At 40.0% G+C, this 18,655-nt stretch carries 19 protein-coding genes and 1 pseudogene; 12 read left to right on the plus strand and 8 right to left on the minus strand.

Annotated elements, in window-relative coordinates; translation table 11 throughout:
* The first annotated feature begins 4 nt into the window (after nucleotides 1-4).
* From RF53_RS01845 to RF53_RS01890, 10 genes and pseudogenes are all read left to right on the plus strand, one after another.
* On the plus strand, nucleotides 5-628 hold the full coding sequence (locus RF53_RS01845) for a 3'-5' exonuclease (protein ID WP_006791850.1): 624 nt from the start codon (nucleotides 5-7) through the stop codon (nucleotides 626-628).
* Between the two features lie 59 nt (nucleotides 629-687).
* Nucleotides 688-1,365, plus strand: coding sequence for a hypothetical protein (locus RF53_RS01850; protein ID WP_039036456.1), 678 nt, complete (start codon nucleotides 688-690; stop codon nucleotides 1,363-1,365).
* A 140-nt stretch (nucleotides 1,366-1,505) separates the two neighbouring features.
* Nucleotides 1,506-2,230: pseudogene (locus RF53_RS01855) on the plus strand (SIMPL domain-containing protein).
* Nucleotides 2,231-2,256: 26 nt separating this feature from the next.
* A complete protein-coding gene (locus RF53_RS01860; RefSeq protein WP_039036457.1) occupies nucleotides 2,257-2,517 on the plus strand; it encodes a hypothetical protein in 261 nt (86 codons plus the stop codon).
* 165 nt (nucleotides 2,518-2,682) lie between these two features.
* Nucleotides 2,683-3,699 carry an erythrose-4-phosphate dehydrogenase gene (gene epd, locus RF53_RS01865; protein ID WP_006791866.1) on the plus strand — a complete coding sequence of 339 codons (1,017 nt, stop codon included), beginning with the start codon at nucleotides 2,683-2,685 and terminating at the stop codon, nucleotides 3,697-3,699.
* A 68-nt stretch (nucleotides 3,700-3,767) separates the two neighbouring features.
* Nucleotides 3,768-4,943 carry a phosphoglycerate kinase gene (locus tag RF53_RS01870; protein ID WP_006791867.1) on the plus strand — a complete coding sequence of 392 codons (1,176 nt, stop codon included), beginning with the start codon at nucleotides 3,768-3,770 and terminating at the stop codon, nucleotides 4,941-4,943.
* A gap of 200 nt (nucleotides 4,944-5,143) precedes the next feature.
* Complete coding sequence (fba, locus tag RF53_RS01875) at nucleotides 5,144-6,208, plus strand: class II fructose-bisphosphate aldolase (protein ID WP_006791868.1); 1,065 nt, start codon at nucleotides 5,144-5,146, stop codon at nucleotides 6,206-6,208.
* Nucleotides 6,209-6,795: 587 nt separating this feature from the next.
* Nucleotides 6,796-7,485, plus strand: coding sequence for a phosphate regulon transcriptional regulator PhoB (gene phoB, locus RF53_RS01880; RefSeq protein WP_006791869.1), 690 nt, complete (start codon nucleotides 6,796-6,798; stop codon nucleotides 7,483-7,485).
* A gap of 60 nt (nucleotides 7,486-7,545) precedes the next feature.
* Entirely contained in the window at nucleotides 7,546-8,877 is a 1,332-nt protein-coding gene (phoR, locus tag RF53_RS01885) for a phosphate regulon sensor histidine kinase PhoR (RefSeq protein ID WP_039036458.1), read from the plus strand.
* A 90-nt stretch (nucleotides 8,878-8,967) separates the two neighbouring features.
* The gene (locus RF53_RS01890) at nucleotides 8,968-9,936 is read left to right on the plus strand and encodes a PstS family phosphate ABC transporter substrate-binding protein (RefSeq protein ID WP_006791871.1); all 969 of its coding nucleotides are present in this window, start codon (nucleotides 8,968-8,970) and stop codon (nucleotides 9,934-9,936) included.
* A 70-nt stretch (nucleotides 9,937-10,006) separates the two neighbouring features.
* Here RF53_RS01890 and RF53_RS01895 read toward each other — a convergent pair whose 3' ends face one another.
* From RF53_RS01895 to sfsA, 8 genes are all read right to left on the minus strand, one after another.
* A complete protein-coding gene (locus RF53_RS01895; RefSeq protein ID WP_006791872.1) occupies nucleotides 10,007-10,243 on the minus strand; it encodes a hypothetical protein in 237 nt (78 codons plus the stop codon).
* Between the two features lie 28 nt (nucleotides 10,244-10,271).
* The gene (gene panC, locus RF53_RS01900) at nucleotides 10,272-11,120 is read right to left on the minus strand and encodes a pantoate--beta-alanine ligase (RefSeq protein WP_039036459.1); all 849 of its coding nucleotides are present in this window, start codon (nucleotides 11,118-11,120) and stop codon (nucleotides 10,272-10,274) included.
* Nucleotides 11,120-11,914: a 3-methyl-2-oxobutanoate hydroxymethyltransferase gene (gene panB, locus RF53_RS01905; protein ID WP_006791874.1), complete on the minus strand. Its 795-nt coding sequence runs from the start codon at nucleotides 11,912-11,914 to the stop codon at nucleotides 11,120-11,122. Before panB ends, panC begins: the two co-directional genes overlap by 1 nt.
* Nucleotides 11,915-11,945: 31 nt before the next feature.
* Nucleotides 11,946-12,431 carry a 2-amino-4-hydroxy-6-hydroxymethyldihydropteridine diphosphokinase gene (folK, locus tag RF53_RS01910; protein ID WP_039036460.1) on the minus strand — a complete coding sequence of 162 codons (486 nt, stop codon included), beginning with the start codon at nucleotides 12,429-12,431 and terminating at the stop codon, nucleotides 11,946-11,948.
* 4 nt (nucleotides 12,432-12,435) lie between these two features.
* The gene (gene pcnB / locus RF53_RS01915) at nucleotides 12,436-13,863 is read right to left on the minus strand and encodes a polynucleotide adenylyltransferase PcnB (RefSeq protein ID WP_006791876.1); all 1,428 of its coding nucleotides are present in this window, start codon (nucleotides 13,861-13,863) and stop codon (nucleotides 12,436-12,438) included.
* 187 nt (nucleotides 13,864-14,050) lie between these two features.
* Nucleotides 14,051-14,953 carry a tRNA glutamyl-Q(34) synthetase GluQRS gene (gluQRS, locus tag RF53_RS01920; protein ID WP_039036461.1) on the minus strand — a complete coding sequence of 301 codons (903 nt, stop codon included), beginning with the start codon at nucleotides 14,951-14,953 and terminating at the stop codon, nucleotides 14,051-14,053.
* An 18-nt stretch (nucleotides 14,954-14,971) separates the two neighbouring features.
* On the minus strand, nucleotides 14,972-15,415 hold the full coding sequence (dksA, locus tag RF53_RS01925) for an RNA polymerase-binding protein DksA (RefSeq protein ID WP_006791878.1): 444 nt from the start codon (nucleotides 15,413-15,415) through the stop codon (nucleotides 14,972-14,974).
* Between the two features lie 306 nt (nucleotides 15,416-15,721).
* Nucleotides 15,722-16,441 carry a DNA/RNA nuclease SfsA gene (gene sfsA / locus RF53_RS01930; RefSeq protein WP_039036462.1) on the minus strand — a complete coding sequence of 240 codons (720 nt, stop codon included), beginning with the start codon at nucleotides 16,439-16,441 and terminating at the stop codon, nucleotides 15,722-15,724.
* A gap of 115 nt (nucleotides 16,442-16,556) precedes the next feature.
* Between sfsA and pepB the strand changes: the two genes are divergently transcribed.
* A complete protein-coding gene (gene pepB / locus RF53_RS01935) occupies nucleotides 16,557-17,852 on the plus strand; it encodes an aminopeptidase PepB (RefSeq protein WP_039036463.1) in 1,296 nt (431 codons plus the stop codon).
* Between the two features lie 182 nt (nucleotides 17,853-18,034).
* Entirely contained in the window at nucleotides 18,035-18,601 is a 567-nt protein-coding gene (locus RF53_RS01940; protein ID WP_006791881.1) for a phosphoribosyltransferase, read from the plus strand.
* Nucleotides 18,602-18,655: the final 54 nt, after the last annotated feature.

Consider the following 18,655-nt stretch of genomic DNA (forward strand, 5'->3'; position numbering starts at 1 on the left):
TCTCATGGTAAAAATGTTACTTACGCGGTATATAAAGCGCCGTCAATTACTAGCAAAAAATGCATTCTCGCAGCGCTATTTGGTGATTGATTTAGAGCTCACAGGGCTTGACTCAAAACAGCACGAAATAGTGTCGGTTGCATGGGTTGTAATTGATAACCAATGTATAAAAATGAGCGAGTCGCAACATTTTATTAATAAAGACGTAAAAAGCCTTGAACAAAGCCCGGTTTTTCATGGTATTAGTACTGACTCGGTGGCACAAGGGCAAAGCCTACAGAGTATTTTAATGTCTTTAAGCGCTCACTTTAGTGACTGCATTTTAGTATTTCATAATGCCATGCTTGACTGGGGCTTTTTAAAGTTAGCACTAAAAAATGCAGGGGTCACCCAGCGGCCTAAGCTGATCATCGATACCCTACAAATAGAAAAAAAGCGCTTACTGCAACACGCAAGCGATATAAAATTAGATGATTTAACCTTAAATGAATGCCGTAATCGCTACGATTTACCAAGCTATCATTGCCATCATGCGCTTACCGATGCACAAGCCACTGCTGAGCTGTTATTGGCCCAATGCCATCAAATAGGCGCCGGTAAAGAGTTAACGTTAAGAGCACTAGTTTAACAAAGCTATTTCACTTACGTATAATTTTGTTAAACTCAATTCTTTTAAAAGGATTTATTATGGTAATTGAAGCCGCCAGTAAGTATTACAACCAGTTAAACAATGACCTTCAAGCAGTTAAAAAGTACATTCACAACAATTTTGGTGTGTTTCTTACTATTCTTTACTTATTAGGTAGTTTATCAGGTGTTGTGTATCTTTACGTTTTACTTAATAACTTTTCGGTTGATGTATTCAACTTTATTGAAATAAGTGACTTTTTACTGGCACTGATTTCAAATCCTTTACTTATTACTATTTATACTACGCTCATCGTTATAACAGCTATTTATTTAAATTGGCGCTCAGGACACATGCCAGATCCTAGTAAAACAACCGTGTTAAAAAAACTTTATTATGGCTTTTGTTACCCGTACTATTTATTAAAACCTAGTTATACAGCGGTATTATTTTTAGCGCTTATAATACCTACATACCCTACTATGTTGGCGTATTCACACAGTAAAGACATAGTAAATGAAAGAACAATGAGTTATCACTTATCATTAAATTATCCAATTGCTAAGAGCAAAGTAACTCAACTTCAAAATGTTCAAATAGTAGCCTCAACAATGGGGAATTTATTTGTTTATGATAATAAACAAGATAAGTTACTTATTATTTCACAAGAAAATATTTCAGCATTAATACCTAATGAAAATAAAGTAAAAACGGTTAGCTCAGAGTCAAAAGAGTAGCCTCTACATCACCCAAAAATTAGCTAATTTAATGAGGATACTCAGGCACGTAAGCATAAAATATTTAGCTGAAATATTATTAAATGTTACTTATAGGTGTAGGCATATAAGTCATAATTTCACTTTTACAAGGAACGAATATGAAACTTATCATCGCTATTTTTATTGCCTTATTTCCACTTGTTACGTTTGCAAATTCAAGTTTGCCGCCGAATAGACATATTGCTGTCCAGGGGAAGGGTGAGGTATTAGCTAAACCAGATCTAGCCAAAATTTCATTTGAGGTGGTTAGTATGAAAAAAGAATCACTTGATGCAAAACGTGATGTGGATGCTAGGGTTAATTTATTTTTAAACGGTTTAGATAAATATGGGGTCGCAGAGTCGGCAGTATCAGCCTCAAATTTATTAACTACTGCTGATATGCAATATTTAGAAAGTGGTGAGAAAAACGGGTAGGTTACATTGCTTCGCGTTCACTCAAAGTTACTATTGATGATATTAACAAGATGAATGAAATTGTTGATTTTGCATTGAGTGTAAAAATAAATGAAGTAACTAATATAGAGTTACTGTCTTCAAAAGCCAAAGAGTTGGAAGCTCAGGCTACGCAGAATGCAGTAGAAAATGCGAAAGTTAAAGGTAAAGTACTAGCGAGTTCATTTGGTGCATCTCTTGGAAATATTTATAGTATTAATTCTAATAACAATCGCTCAAATTATGGCTATCATTCAATGTATGTTGAGCGCATTGATGTGACTGGTTCGAAAATGAGTGAGTCTCCTTTTGCAGCGGGGCGTTATTTAGAAATTTCTATAACATTTGAATCATCTATAAACGTAGTGTTTGACCTAGAGATAAAATAACAATTAGGGTATGAGGCATTAGGGAAATGGAATTAAATTATTTTTATATTGGGTTTGGTGTCATTGTATTACTGAACGTCATCGTTAGTGTTCTTTTGATAAAGCGCGATGATTTAGAGGTTTTTCAAAAAGTGGCGCAAGTCATATTGGTCTGGTTAATTCCGTTGTTTGCTGCGGTTGGTTTGTGGTTGTTTTATCGCTCACAGGATAAGCCCAAAAGCATACCTAAAAGCTTTGGTGGAGGAACTTCCTCTGGTACGAACACACACAATGGCAGCGGATTATAAGCAAATTTTAACGTGTATACTTTAAGGGTATGTGGGGATTTTCAACGTTAATTTAAAGTTTCTAATCGCCCCCTCTTATAATCAGGCGCAAGGTCGATTACAATACAGGCATCTAAAAGGCAAATAGCCTTTATCTGCACGCTAAAAGAGTGGATTTTATATTTCATGGCAATCAAACTTGCAATTAATGGTTTTGGTCGTATTGGTCGAAATATTGTCCGCGCGTTGTACGAGTCAGGTTTGAGCGACGAAATTAAAATTGTTGCCATTAACGAACTGGCTGACCCTGAAGCTATTGCTCATTTATTAAAATACGACACATCCCACGGTCGTTTTTCTTTTCCTGTAAAACTTGGTGAAGACACCATTAGTGTTGCAGGCGATACTATTGCACTTTTTTGTGAAGAAAACCCAGTAGAATTACCTTGGCAAACCCTTGATGTAGATGTGGTACTTGAATGTACTGGTGTTTATCATTCGCGTGAGCATGCACAGTTACACATTACAGCGGGCGCCAAAAAGGTGTTGTTTTCGCATCCGGCTGATAACGACGTAGATGCCACTATTGTTTATGGCATAAACGACGATGAGCTTAAAAGCGAGCATACTATTGTATCTAACGGCTCGTGTACCACAAACTGTGTAGTGCCAGTAATAAAAGTATTAGACGATGCCTTTGGTATTGAGTCGGGTGCTATTACCACTATTCATGCATCGATGAACGATCAACAAGTGATTGACGCGTACCATCATGATTTGCGCCGTACCCGCGCCGCGAGTCAGTCTATTATTCCGGTAGATACAAAACTTGCCCGCGGTATAGACCGCATATTACCTAAATTTGAAGGTCGCTTTGAGGCCATAGCTGTTCGCGTTCCAACAATTAATGTAACGGCCATGGATTTAAGTGTAACGGTTAATGCCGATGTAGATTTAAAGGCCGTTAATAATGCACTTAAAGCACAAGCAAAAGATAGACTCGAAGGTATTTTAAGTTACACCGAAGAGCCGCTTGTATCAGTTGATTTTAATCACGATCCACATTCTTGTATTATTGATGGCACACAGACACGAGTTAGTCACAAACGGCTGATAAAGTTACTTGTTTGGTGTGATAATGAGTGGGGATTTGCAAATCGTATGCTCGATACCGCGCGTGCGATGGTTGCAGTAACTCAGTAACTTTTTATATTACTATAATAATTTAAATGTATTTTTCAGGTTCAGTATCGTTAACTAAGGAGATATTCATGTCGGTCATAAAAATGGCAGATTTAGATTTAAACGGCAAACGCGTATTAATTCGTGAAGATTTAAATGTACCAGTTAAAGCAGGTAAAGTGACGTCAGATGCGCGTATTCGTGCTGCACTACCTACTATTAAATTAGCTCTTGAGAAAGGCGCTAAAGTAATGGTTATGTCACACCTTGGCCGTCCTACGGAAGGGGAATACAACGAAGAATATTCGCTTGCCCCTGTAGCTGATTACCTAAACGATGCGCTAGCGCAAACAGTACGTCTTGAAAAAGACTACTTAAATGGCGTAGATGTAGCTGATAATGAAGTGGTTGTATTTGAAAACGTGCGCTTTAATAAAGGCGAGAAGAAAAACGATGAAGCGTTATCAAAACAACTTGCAGCTTTATGTGATGTATACGTAATGGATGCCTTTGGTACAGCTCACCGCGCACAAGCGTCTACTCATGGTGTTGGTTTATTTGCTGATGTTGCCTGTGCAGGCCCATTACTATCGGCTGAACTTGAAGCATTAGGAAAAGCACTTGATAATCCAGCTCGCCCATTAGTGGCTATTGTGGGTGGTTCAAAAGTTTCGACTAAACTAACTGTATTAGATTCACTGTCTAAAATTGTTGACCAGCTAGTAACTGGCGGCGGTATTGCTAATACGTTTATTGCAGCTGCAGGCAATCCGGTCGGTAAATCACTTTTTGAAGCTGATTTAATGGATGAAGCAAATCGTTTATGTGCAGCAGCGAAGGCAAACGATGGTGAAATTCCAGTTCCTACGGATGTAGTGGTAGGTAATGAATTTTCAGAGTCAGCAGTTGCTACGCTTAAAGATGTAAGCGAAGTGACTAGCGACGATATGATTTTTGATATTGGCCCAGATACCGCCAGCCAACTTGCTAAAATTATTGCAAATGCAGGCACGGTAGTATGGAATGGTCCTGTAGGTGTATTTGAGTTTGATCAGTTTGGCAACGGCACACGTGCTATTGCTCAAGCAATTGCTAATTCAAACGCATTTTCAATTGCGGGTGGCGGTGATACTTTAGCTGCAATTGATAAATACGGCATAGCCGATAAAGTTTCTTACATTTCTACCGGTGGTGGTGCGTTCTTAGAGTTTTTAGAAGGCAAAAAACTTCCAGCAGTAGAAATGCTAGAGTCACGCGCTAAATAAAGTTATTTAGCCGTGTAAAGTGAGGGGAAACCCTCACTAATCATTAATTATTAAATACCTCTCACCCTAATTTAATAATTAATGTGTACGAAGCTTAACTGCAGAGCAGTGGGTTTCGTGGTGTTATTTAAACGCCAAACTAACATATCCGTTCAAACTAGATGGCAGTGAAATGCTATCGATAAATTGGAGAATACCCAATGGCTTTAATCAGTATGCGACAACTTTTAGATCATGCAGCTGAGCATGGTTACGGCGTACCCGCTTTTAACGTGAATAACCAAGAGCAGATGCGCGCAATAATGGAAGCGGCTGACAAAACAAACAGCCCAGTAATCGTTCAAGGATCAGCAGGCGCTCGTGCTTATGCCGGTGCACCATTTATTCGCCATATGATTTTAGCAGCCGTTGAAGAATGGCCACATATCCCTGTCGTAATGCATCAAGATCACGGCACCTCGCCCGGTGTTTGTCAGCGTTCAATTCAACTTGGTTTTTCATCAGTAATGATGGATGGCTCGTTAATGAGCGATGGTAAAACGCCTTCAAGTTATGAATACAACGTTGAAGTTACTCGCGAAACAGTGGCTATGGCACATGCGTGCGGTGTATCGGTTGAGGGCGAGCTAGGTGTATTAGGTTCACTTGAAACGGGTGAAGCGGGCGAAGAAGATGGTGTAGGCGCAGAAGGTAAATTAACAACTGATCAAATGCTAACTGATCCTGAAGAAGCCGCTGACTTTGTAAATAAAACCCATGTTGATGCGCTTGCGATTGCATGTGGTACATCGCACGGGGCTTACAAATTTACGCGCCCACCAACAGATGATATTTTAGCAATTGATCGCATTAAAGCCATTCACGCACGTATTCCTAACACGCATTTAGTAATGCATGGATCGTCGTCGGTACCACAAGAATGGCTAGAGATCATAAACCAGTACGGTGGCGAAATTCCTGAAACCTACGGTGTACCAGTTGAGCAAATTGTTGAAGGTATTAAGCACGGTGTTCGTAAAGTAAATATTGATACCGATTTACGTTTAGCGTCTACCGGTGCTATTCGTCGTCATATGGCGCTTAATCCATCTAACTTTGATCCACGTAAATACCTAGCAGAAGCTACAAAAGCGATGACAGAGATTTGTGTTGCACGTTACAACTCGTTTGGAACGGCAGGGCAGGCTGGTAAAATTAAACCAATTTCTCTTGATGACATGCACCTTAAGTACTTAAGCGGCGAGTTAGCACCACAGATTAAATAATCGATCGATTAAACAGATCAATGTGTAAAGGCCAGTAATATTATTACTGGCTTTTTTATTGCCTGCCAATAGCAGATCATGCAATTACCAACGGTATTAATTGGGATCACTCATTTACTAACACAGATTGTATTGGATCATTACTTTACTAAGTAAACGTAATTTTTACTTTATTTAGCATTAAAAATAATCAGATCTTTTTTTGTTTGTACAAACAATCAACAACTTAACTTTTTGAGTAGGTAGAGTATTGATCTCAACATTGATCGCCTTGGTAAAAATCTGATCTTTAAAGTAAAGCTTAGTAAAATCCAGATCTATTAAAAGCTAAGTAAATACAAACAAAGGCAGACTTAGTAAAGCAATGATCTGAGTATTCGATCATATTTAAAGTTTAGTTTTTGTAAGTACTAAAAATGTCTTTATTCAATTTTTAAAATATATAAATTTGTGACAGTAGTGAGGTTTTTATTATTAATTTGGCTTTTTTTTACCCCGATTTTAATTTACACGTTACACTTTCATAAAAATGTAATACTTAGTCATAATAATGAAAACTTATTCGATAGCTTAAGAGATAAATTGGAATGTCACGTAAAGTACTAGTCGTAGACGACGAAGCGCCTATCAGAGAGATGCTTGTTTTTGTATTAGAGCAAAATGGATTTCAGGCAATTGAAGCTGAAGATTATGATTCTGCTATTGCTGCAATGGTTGAGCCTTACCCTGATATGGTATTGCTTGATTGGATGTTGCCTGGCGGAAGCGGTATTCAAATTGCTAAAAAGTTTAAGCAAAACGAACACACGCGCCAAATACCTATTATTATGCTTACAGCTCGCGGTGAAGAAGAAGACAAAGTACGCGGCTTAGAAGTAGGCGCTGACGACTACGTAACTAAACCGTTTTCGCCAAAAGAATTAATGGCGCGTATTAAAGCGGTTATTCGTCGTGTGTCGCCAACCTCTCTAGAAGAAGCAATTGAAGTGCATGGCTTACGCTTAGATCCTATTTCTCATCGTGTTACTTCTGAAGGAAATGAGCTTGATATGGGCCCTACAGAGTTTAGGCTCCTTCACTTTTTCATGACTCACCCTGAACGGGTTTACAGCCGTGAACAATTGTTAGATCATGTGTGGGGAACCAATGTGTATGTGGAAGACCGTACTGTTGATGTTCATATTCGCCGTTTACGCAAAGCAATTGGCCCGTTAGGACACGATCGTTTGGTTCAAACCGTGCGTGGTGCAGGGTACCGTTTTTCAAGTAAACTATAACCTACTTAAACACCAGCTTAGTTTTATACGTGTATAACTACTCTAAGGTAAAGTGAGTGTATGTATCGAGTTGTTAATAAGCAGGCGTTAATAAAACGTCTGTTTATCTATTTTTTACCCTTACTATTAATTGGTGTGCTAGTTGGCGCACCTTTTTTGCTTTTATTTTTAGGCTCTTTTTCACTTCTTGTTTGGCATTATCATCAATTATACCGTTTAAGCGATTGGCTTTTAAATCAGCGCAGTTTTAACCCCCCTGAAGGCGAAGGTGCATGGGAGCAAGTGTTTGAAGGCATTTATCATCTACAACACCGTAACCGAAAAAAACGAAATGAATTGGCTGATTTAATTAGGCGATTTCGTGATGGGGCCGAAGCGGTACCCGATGCTGTTATTGTGCTTCAAACCGATTTAAGCATTGTGTGGTGTAATCAGCTGGCGCTTAAGGTATTAGGGCTGCAGTGGCCTACCGATCATGGGCAGCGCTTAGATAACTTAATACGCGAACCTAAGTTTGCAAAATATATGCACAAAGGTAATTTTGACGAAGCACTAGAACTTGATAATGGCCATGCTATTGAACAAGTGCTTGAGTTTAGGGTAATGCCCTATGCAACTACGCAGTTAATGGTTGTGGTGCGCGACGTAACCCGTTTAAAGCAGCTTGAACAAATGCGTAAAGACTTTGTTGCCAATGTATCGCATGAGCTGCGTACGCCGCTTACGGTGGTTACAGGTTACCTTGAAATGATGGACAGCGACAACTTACCGCCTCCTGCAATGTGGAATAAAGCACAATCTACCATGCTTGAGCAGTGTAAACGTATGGACAGTTTGGTCAGCCAGTTATTATCACTTTCCCGAATAGAAGGTTCGCGCCGACAAGATAACGATAAAGCGATTAATGTACCTCAGTTACTTGGTTATATTCAAACAGAAGCCCAGTCTATTAATCAAGACAAAGGCCATGAATTACTCTTTGATATAGATAACACACTCGACATAAAAGGCTCTGAAGATGAGCTGCGTAGTGCGTTTTCTAATTTAGTTTTTAACGCTATTCATTACACTAAACCTGGCGGAAAAATACAGGTTAGCTGGCTTCGTAAAAATAATACCGCTTGTTTTACTGTTGTTGATAACGGTGATGGCATTGCTGCAGAGCATATTAATCGACTGACTGAGCGGTTTTATCGTGTAGATAAAGCACGAAGCAGAACCACAGGTGGGTCTGGTTTAGGCTTGGCAATTACAAAACATGTGTTAACACGCCACGATAGTAAATTAAATATCACCAGTGAAGTTGGAAAGGGTTCTTGTTTTTCTTTTTGTTTTTCAATAGATAAGATCGTTGAACCCCAAAATAAACAACAAGTTTTGGTAAAGTCATAAAAGTGTCATTTAAGAGTCATATCATTGTCATGTACTCACTTTAGAGTGGGCAGCAGTTAGAAAATGGGACGAACAAATCGGAGAACCCACATGAAATTTAAAAATTTAGTTGCCGCAATGGGTGTGGCTGTTACAACTTTCGTATCTGCTCAAGCAGTGGCTTTAGATCAAGACATTCCTGAGTATCAAAAAATCAGCGGCGTATCAGGCAACTTTTCATCAGTAGGTTCTGACACTTTAGCTAACATGATGACGTTTTGGGCTGAAGAGTACAAACGTATTTACCCAAATGTAAACATTCAAATTCAAGCGGCAGGTTCTTCTACAGCGCCTCCAGCATTAACCGAAGGTACTGCTAACCTAGGTCCAATGAGTCGCGCAATGAAATCAAAAGAAATCGAAGCGTTTGAAAAACGTTACGGTTACAAGCCAACAGCAGTTCGCGTAGCTATTGATGCACTTGCTGTTTATGTACACAAAGATAACCCAATTGAAGGTCTTCGTATTGACCAAGTTGACGCTATTTTCTCATCAACTCGTAAGTGTGGTGCGTCAGAGCAAGTTAACCGTTGGAGCGATGTAGGCCTTGAAGGTAGCTGGGCAGCACGCGACATTCAATTATACGGACGTAACTCTGTATCAGGTACTTACGGTTACTTTAAGAAAAAAGCACTGTGTAAAGGTGACTTCCGTAATAACGTAAATGAACAGCCGGGTTCTGCATCTGTAGTACAATCAATTTCGTCTTCACTGAACGCAATTGGTTACTCAGGTATTGGTTACAAAACGTCAGGTGTACGTACTGTTCCATTGTCTAAAAAAGGCACTAACTTTGTAGATGCAACACTTGATAACGTTGCGCAAGGTAAATACCCACTTTCTCGCTTTTTATACGTGTACGTTAACAAGCACCCAAATAAAGCCTTGTCTCCAATGGAAGCTGAATTCTTAAAAATGATTCTTTCAAAAGACGGTCAACAAATTGTAGAAAAAGATGGTTATGTTCCTCTTTCTGCAAAGCTAGTTGAAGTAGAGCTTAAAAAGCTAGGTTTAAAATAATAAATCTAAGCAATAAAAAAACCGCTCATTGAGCGGTTTTTTTGTGCTTAAAATTAAACATTTTAGGGAATTAAATACCACCTAACTTTTCAGCACGTGCTTTACATTGGTTGTATGTTTCTACACATTTAGCAGAACACACCTGTTGCTTAAGCCCTTCAGCTGTTGTTTGTTGCTCGCAGGTGCTTTCACAACGAAAGTTTTGTTGAGCACATTGGTTCATCTCGGCATTTTCAACATGGTTTTGACAACCGGCTAAAACAGCTAAAGTGAGCGCAACCACGCTTGTTTTTATTAATATATGCATTTTTAATCCTTAAAGTAAGCTCAATAAATTAAATATCGACCTGCATGTTGTCAATTAATCTCACAGAGCCTAAAAAGGCGGCGGCTAAAATAACAAAATGGTTATCATCGAGTGTAGCAGTTTTTAAGGTATCTCGTTGAGCTATCTCAAAATAGTCTGGCTTTAAGCCTGCTTGCTCTAGGCTTTGTTTAGCATGTGTTTTAAGCGAAGTGAAATCTTTATTACCTTGCTTAAGCTGCTCGGCACACTGGCCTAGCGCTTTAAATAAAGCGGTTGCTGTTGTTTTTTGCTCTGCTGATAAGTAGCCATTTCGTGAACTCATAGCAAGCCCTGATACTTCTCGCATGGTGGGTACACCAATAATTTCAACAGGTATAGATAGGTCACGAGCCATCGTTTTAATCACTTGCAGTTGCTGAAAATCTTTTTCACCAAAGCAAACGTAGTCAGGTTGTACTAGGTTAAATAGCTTAGTAACAACAGTTGCAACGCCTTTAAAATGCCCAGGACGCGAACCACCACAGTAACCAAGCGACACGCCTGGTACGTCAACAAAACTTTGCTCACCAAGCCCATTTGGGTAAATTGTGCTTACACTTGGTGTAAATACAATATCAGTACCTAATTCTGCAAGGCCTTGTTTGTCCTCTGATAATGTACGTGGGTAGTTATCTAAATCTTCGTTAGCGCCAAATTGCATTGGGTTTACAAAAATACTAACAACCACTTTATCAGCTAAGGTTTTTGCTTTTTCAACGAGAGAAAAGTGTCCTCGGTGTAAATTGCCCATTGTTGGCACAAACGCCACACTCAAGCCCGCTTGTCGCCATGCTTTAATTTGACTACGTAATGATTTAATTTCAGTAATTGACTGCATTATTTAAACTCATGTTCAGCACTTGGAAAAGCGCCACTTTTTACATCGGTACAATATTTTTGAACGGCCGCTGGCATGTTGCCAGTTTCTAATAAAAAGTTTTTTGAAAATTTTGGAATATAACCTGCCGAAATACCGACTAAGTCGTGCATTACTAATATTTGACCGTCGGTCACATTACCAGCACCAATGCCTATGGTTGGAATACTAAGCGCATCAGTAATACGTTTTGCCAATGCACTCGGAATACACTCTAGTACTAATAGTTGTGCGCCAGCGGCTTCAAGTGCTTTTGCATCATCAATCATTTTTTGTGCTTTGTCTTCTTCGCGGCCTTGGATTTTAAAGCCGCCAAATACGTGCACAGATTGAGGGGTAAGGCCTAAGTGCCCACACACAGGAATACCTTGTTGAGTAAGCGCTTTAATACTGTCGTAAAGCCATTCACCACCTTCAAGTTTAACCATGTTTGCACCAGCGCGCATAAGTTCTGCGGCATTTTTACAGGTGTCGTTAACGCTTGAATATGTCATAAATGGCATGTCAGCAATAACAAATAATTCACGGCTTCCTGCACGCACGCAGCGCGTATGATAAGCAATATCTTGGTTGGTTACGCCAAGCGTATCATCACCGCCTTGTAGCACCATACCTAATGAATCACCGACTAAAATAACGTTAACGCCATTATCATGAAATAACTTTGCAAAGCTTGCATCGTAAGCAGTTAAAGCTGTGATTTTGTTATTTTCTGCTTTCATTTTATTTAAAGTAGAAACGGTTATTTTAGACATAATATTCCTCGCAGGCATAAGCCTTGGTTAATTACAGAGGTAATTGTTGTAAGTCGTTGAGCGGTAAATTAGTTGCAATGGTTTTTAGTGCAATGCCGCTGGGTAAAATAAGTTCTGGCGCAAGTTCAAGCAGTGGATACACCACAAACTCGCGTTCGTTCAAGCCATAATGGGGCACAGTTAAGCGTGCAGTATTAATAATTTTATTACCAAACAAAAGGGTATCTATGTCTAGCGTTCGAGGACCCCAACGTTCGGCTTTTCTAACACGGCCGTGCTCTAGTTCAATTTTTTGTGTTAAATCAAGTAGCTGTTCTGGTTCAAGATAGGTATTAATACATGCAACTGCGTTAATGTAGTCGGGTTGGTCTTGCGGTCCCATGGGTTTACTTGCGTAATAGTGAGACACGCTTACAAACTCGCTATGCGGCAGTTTTTTAAGTGCCGCAATCGCATTATCAAGCTGTTGTTTAGGCGAGTTTAAGTTAGCACCTAACCCTAAATAAACACAGTTCATGTTATTACTCAGCTGGCTTTCTTGGTGCGCGGCGACGAGAGCGTTTACGCGGCTTTGGACCACCTTGATGACCTAAGTTTTTAACCATGTCTTTTTGACCGTTAATATCTTGGCTAAGGTATTGAGTCCACCACTGTGCAAGTTCTTTATGCTCAGTTTCACCCGCATCAACGCGCAATAATAAAAAGTCGTAAGCGGCTTTAAAGCGCGGTTGTTGCGTTAACCTGTACGCACGTTGGCCTGCACGTTTATCTAAACGGTGCTGGATATGCCAAATATCGCGCGCACCCAACGTAAAGCGTTTTGGAACTGCGATATGTTGTGCGCTTTCGCTAAGTACTTTATTCATTGCTTGTGCAAAGGCATCGTACTCGCTAAGTTGTTCTTCGGCTTGAAGCTTTTTGGTTATTGCTAAAAGTGGGAACCATAATAGCGCGGCAAAAATAAATGCAGGCGTTACTTTTTTATCTGCATTTATGCGTTTATCGGTATTTTGAAACATTTGCTGAACAAAGGCTTGTTCTAAACCATTTGGGTTGGCTTCTAAAATTTTATCTAGCGCAGGAAATAATGCACGGAAAAGCCCGTATTGGCGAAGCATTAAAAAGTTAGCTTCAGCTTTACCGTTTAAAAACAGTTTAAGCACTTCTTCAAACAAACGCGCCGGTGGAATGTTATCAAGTAAGCTGGCAAGCTCGCTGATCGGCTTTTCGCTATTAGGCGCAATGCTCATATCAAGCTTTGTTGCAAATCGTACTGCGCGTAACATACGCACGGGATCTTCACGGTAGCGTGTTTCAGGATCGCCAATAAGCTCTATTTGTTTTGCTTTAATAGCGGCTAAACCATTGGCGTAATCATGAATGCTAAAATCGTTAATTGAGTAATACAGCGCGTTAATTGAAAAATCACGGCGCTCAGCATCTTCTTCAATGCTACCAAATACGTTGTCACGTAATAATTGCCCTTCAGTACTTGATTGGCTTATTTGGTTTTTAGACTCAGGCGCTTCGTGATGACCGCGCATGGTTGCCACTTCAATAATTTCACGGCCAAATACAATGTGCGCTAAACGAAAACGGCGACCAATTAATCTACAGTTTCTAAAAAGCTTTTTAACTTGGTCGGGCGTTGCGTTAGTGACTACATCAAAGTCTTTAGGTTGTTGACCTAACAATATATCGCGAATACAACCACCAACGAGGTAGGCATCAAAGCCACCGTCTTTTAATCGGTATAAAACTTTGATTGCATTTGGGCTAAATTGTTTACGAGAAATACCATGCTCACCGCGCGTGATTACTAATGGTTCGCTGCTTACAGAGGCAGAGGCATTTTCAGCACTCGTATTTGGGCCGATTATCTGTCGGCAAAATTGAAAAAGCTTGGAAATAATAATCCGTCTCCTAGAAGGTGTTGATTGGCCTTTCATCGCAATCAAAAATAACCGCAAATAGTGGTGTTAAACCCCAATACTCACCGTCTTACTCAAATAGCACATATTTAGGCGGCTATCATATACCAGCAGGGTTTAAAAATTAAGTTGATGTGTTGAAATTAAGCTGTTTTTAACGATTTTATTTACACAGTTTAGTAAATTGCTTGGCTTAACTTGTTTGCTACTGAGAAATTTGTATTTCAGCGACTTGCGGCACTTGCTTTAACTCAAAGGTATTTACGCCCCACTCAATGAGTTGCTCAGTAGTTAAATCCATTAAATTGGCATGAGTTGGCAAGCCTAAAAATTCAAAGGCACTTATCAATGCGGGTTTTGGCTCTGCTTTACTAATTGCAGGAGCATAGTTTTGTTTAGATAGTTTAAAACCGGGCTTGGCAACGGCTAAAGGTAAGTGAGCAAACTCAGGAATAGGGTGATTAAGTTGTTTAAATAAACTGATTTGCCGTGCTGTTGGCTCAATTAAATCGGCGCCTCTAACAATCCTATTTATGCCTTGATCAATATCGTCCACAACAACCACTAATTGGTAGGCGAATAAGCCATCACTGCGCTTTATTATATAATCTTCGTGTGCCAGCTCGCTACTAACACAAATATCACCTTGAATCAGATCGTTAAACTGTGTGGTTGCATGGCATTGTGTTAATCGAAGTGCGCCTGTATCGGTTGGGTGTCCAAGGTTTTTACACTGGCCTTGGTAAATTCCACCCAAAGCTTTTATTTGTTTTCGGCTACAGTGGCAAGCATAAACACATTGTTGATTTTCAAGGGAGCTGACTACGTCTTGGTATAAATCGAGCCGCTTAGTTTGATAAACAACTGATTCATCCCAGTGGAGGCAATAGGCTTGTAAGGTATTTAGAATATCGGTGTCGGCATTTTTCACCACTCGAGTGGTGTCTATATCCTCGATACGGACGAGCCATGACCCTTTATTTGCTTTTGCATCAAGGTAACTGCCCACAGCCGCAACAAGTGAGCCAAAATGAAGTGGCCCAGAAGGAGACGGTGCAAAACGACCGCGATAGTTGCGCATAGGCGCAGTAACGGCTGCAGGTGGCATGCTAATTAATAGGGTTAATTAGCCGCGTCCAGCTTGTTTTTCTTTAATTTCTGCAAGTGTTTTACAGTCTACGCATAAATCAGCAGTTGGTCGCGCTTCTAGGCGGCGAATGCCAATTTCGATGCCACAAGACTCACAAAAGCCAAAATCATCTTCTTTAATTAAAATAATTGTTTTTTCAATTTTTTTAATTAATTTACGTTCGCGGTCACGAGTTCGAAGTTCTAAAGAAAACTCTTCTTCTTGTGCAGCGCGGTCAACTGGGTCAGGAAAGTTAGCAGCTTCGTCTTGCATATGCGATTTTGTACGATCAACTTCATTACGTAAATCGTTACGCCAAGTTTCTAAAATCGTTTTGAAATGAGCACGTTGTGCTTCATTCATATACTCTTCGCCTGGTTTTTCTTGGTATGGTTCTAAACCGGCTTGAGCCAATAAACCATGTTTCTTTTGGTCTGGCATAACTCTCTCCTAAATCCTTAATTTAATGCCTCAGCATTAGCCGGCGGTATAAATAACAGAAACTTATACCCTAGGCAAATTTATTTTTAATTATTCGAATTAGCTTCAACCATGCTTTGCGAGTAAAAAGTGCGTTAAATGAGGGTGCTTATTTAACTAACTTACTGGTTTGTAAAACTTGCCTATATATGAGGGCAAAACTTTAAAAAACAAGTTTAACTCTGGAATTGATTTTTATTGCTTCAATCTTTTCATCGCGTTGTTTGTTCTAATTACAATTACTGAGCTTAATGGTTGGGTTATACATTAAGCTACAAATGCTATTTTTTTATGAAGAACGACTTCGTTTGCGCAAATAAGTGCTTTATAAGCGATAACTTCAACACCGCCATCGATGGCTTGTTGTAAAAGCGCTGCGTATTTTTCATCAATATGCGCCGCCGCGCTGACAATATTAATCCCCTCATGCAAAACAGCGAACAGTAGTACGGCGCGATGGCCTAATTCGACCACTTCAATAAGTTCGCGAAGGTGTTTTTGTCCACGCAGTGTTTGTGCATCCGGAAAGTAACCTTGGCCGCTGTGTGGATCATCTTGGCTTATTAAAGTGACCGATTTAACTTCAACGTAGCAGCTTGGTTTGTTTGGGGTTGTGAGTAAAAAGTCGATTCGGCTATTTTCACTGCCGTATTTAACTTCACTTTGAAGTTGCTCATAGCCTGTTAGTTCATCAATCACTTTATGATTAATCGCTTCTTCAACTACTTTATTGGCTACCGCTGTATTAACACATATTAATTGCCCTAAATTGTTTTTGGTCAGCTCTAATGAATGTGGATATTTTCGTTTTACGTTATCGCTGGTTGAATAAAAAGCAGTAAAACCTGGTTCGGCGCAGCCGGTCATTTTTCCGGTGTTAGCACAATGGGCGGTAAACTCAGCGCCATTGTTTAATTTTAAATCAGCTAAAAAGCGCTTGTAGCGTTTTAATAGTGTGGCTGATTGCAGTGCAGGTGTGTACTTCATGGTTGTGTCCAATGCGGTTAAATAGCGTGATAGGGGTTATTTATCTCAAGCTGTTGGGAACTTAGGCGCACTATAGTAAACTCAACAGCACATTTAAGTGCAAGGATATTCTAACATGAGTGAAAAATTTGTTGTTCAACTAAGCGAACACGCAGCACCGAGTCATTGGGGCGAAAGCGCAACGTTGTCTTTTAACGAGCGTGGCGCAACCGTTCATTTATCTGAGCAAGAAACATTAAAAAATGTTCAAAAAGCAGCGCGTACAATTGCTAATCAAGGTGTTAAGCATGTTGAGCTTGCGGGCGACACGTGGTGCACAGAAAGCCAATGGGCTTTTTACCAAGGCTTTGTAACACCAAAATTGTTAAATGGTGTTGAATTTGTTGATAACGCACAGTCAGATCTTAAAGAACTTGCGCATTTAAAAAGCTCAGCAACATGGGCGCGTGAAATGGTTAATGGCACCGCAGACGATATATACCCTGAAAGCCTTGCTGAAAAAGCAGCTGAGTTTATTCAATCACTTGCGCCAGAGCACGTAAGCTACCAAATAATTAAAGGCGATGCGTTATTAGAGCAGCAATGGATTGGTATTCATGCTGTTGGTCGCGGAAGTGTTCGCCCTCCGGTATTGTTAGAGCTTGATTACAACCCAACAGGCGACGATAACGCACCCGTTAGTGCAGCCCTTGTGGGTAAAGGCATTACGTTTGATTCGGGCGGTTATTCAATTAAATCAAGCGAAGGCATGCTAGGAATGAAGTGCGATATGGGCGGTGCTGCAACAGTAACGGCTGGTTTAGCACTAGCTATTAATCGTGGCATTGAAAAGCGCATTAAATTATTTTTATGTTGTGCTGAAAACTTAATTTCTGGCCACGCTTACAAATTAGGCGATATTCTTACTTACAAAAATGGCACAACCGTTGAAATTGTAAATACTGATGCAGAAGGGCGTTTAGTGCTTGCCGATGGCTTAATGGCTGCGGGTGAAACAGGCGCGCCTTTAATTATTGACGCTGCAACATTAACGGGTGCAGCGTTGGTTGCTGTTGGTCAAGAATACAATGCGTTGTTTGCACTAGATAAAGAGCTTGCGCGTGAGGTTGAAGGCTTTGCATCTCAAGAAATGGAAGCAGCTTGGCCATTACCACTTGAAAAGTGGCACCAACAAAACTGCCCATCACCTTATGCTGATACGGCTAACAGCCGAGCGCAAAAAGGGGGCGGCTATGGTGGTGCGTCAAATGCTGCAGGCTTTTTATCTCGCTTTGTGCCAAACGATGGTAAAGGTTGGGTACACATTGATTTAGCTGCTGCATTTAACATGGGTAGCACGAGCCAATGGTCTGCAGGCGCAACAACACAAGGTATGCGCACGGTTGCTCGTACGTTGCTAGAAAAAGCATAATATTAACTAAGTTAGGCTTTTTATATTAAAATTAGGCACCGTTTGGTGCCTTTTTTGATCTACAAGCAAGCAATTTTATTTAATTTACGGTAAAATCCATCGCCAATACCTGTTTGAGTGGCTAAGTTGGTTTTACTCTAAACTACGCTCAAATATAATATCCACCACTGGGGTTTCTAACTATGTCAGATAAGTGCTATATCACAGCTCAACAGTTACTTGAAGATTCATTCCGCGTAGCGGCACAAGTATACAAAGACGGCTTTCGTCCTGATTTTATTATAGGTATTTGGCGAGGTGGTGCACCAATTGGTATTGCTGTGCAAGAATATTACGATTACAAAGGTATTGAAACTGACCACATTGCAGTGCGTACATCGTCTTATTACGGTATTGGCCAACAATCAAAAGAAATTAAAGTACACGGCTTACATTACATTGTAGAAAACGCTAATGCGGGTGATTCTTTGCTTATTGTTGATGATGTATTTGACTCAGGGCGCAGTATTGTTGCACTAAAAGAAAAGCTTTCAGAACTAATGCGCTTAAACTTACCGCGCGATATTCGAATTGCTTGCCCATACTACAAACCAAAAAATTCAAAAGTAGATACCGTGCCTGATTACTACATTCATGAGTCGGAAGAATGGTTAGTATTCCCGCATGAATTGTCGGGTTTAACACCGGATGAAATTATTGAAGGTAAATCTGACTTAGTAAAAATTCACGATATTTTGTTAGAAGATTAATACAACGAGTGCATCGAATGCATATTTAGCCTTACGAACGTGTTATTCGTTTTT

Source organism: Pseudoalteromonas sp. ECSMB14103, from assembly GCF_000813065.1.
Lineage (GTDB): Bacteria > Pseudomonadota > Gammaproteobacteria > Enterobacterales > Alteromonadaceae > Pseudoalteromonas > Pseudoalteromonas marina.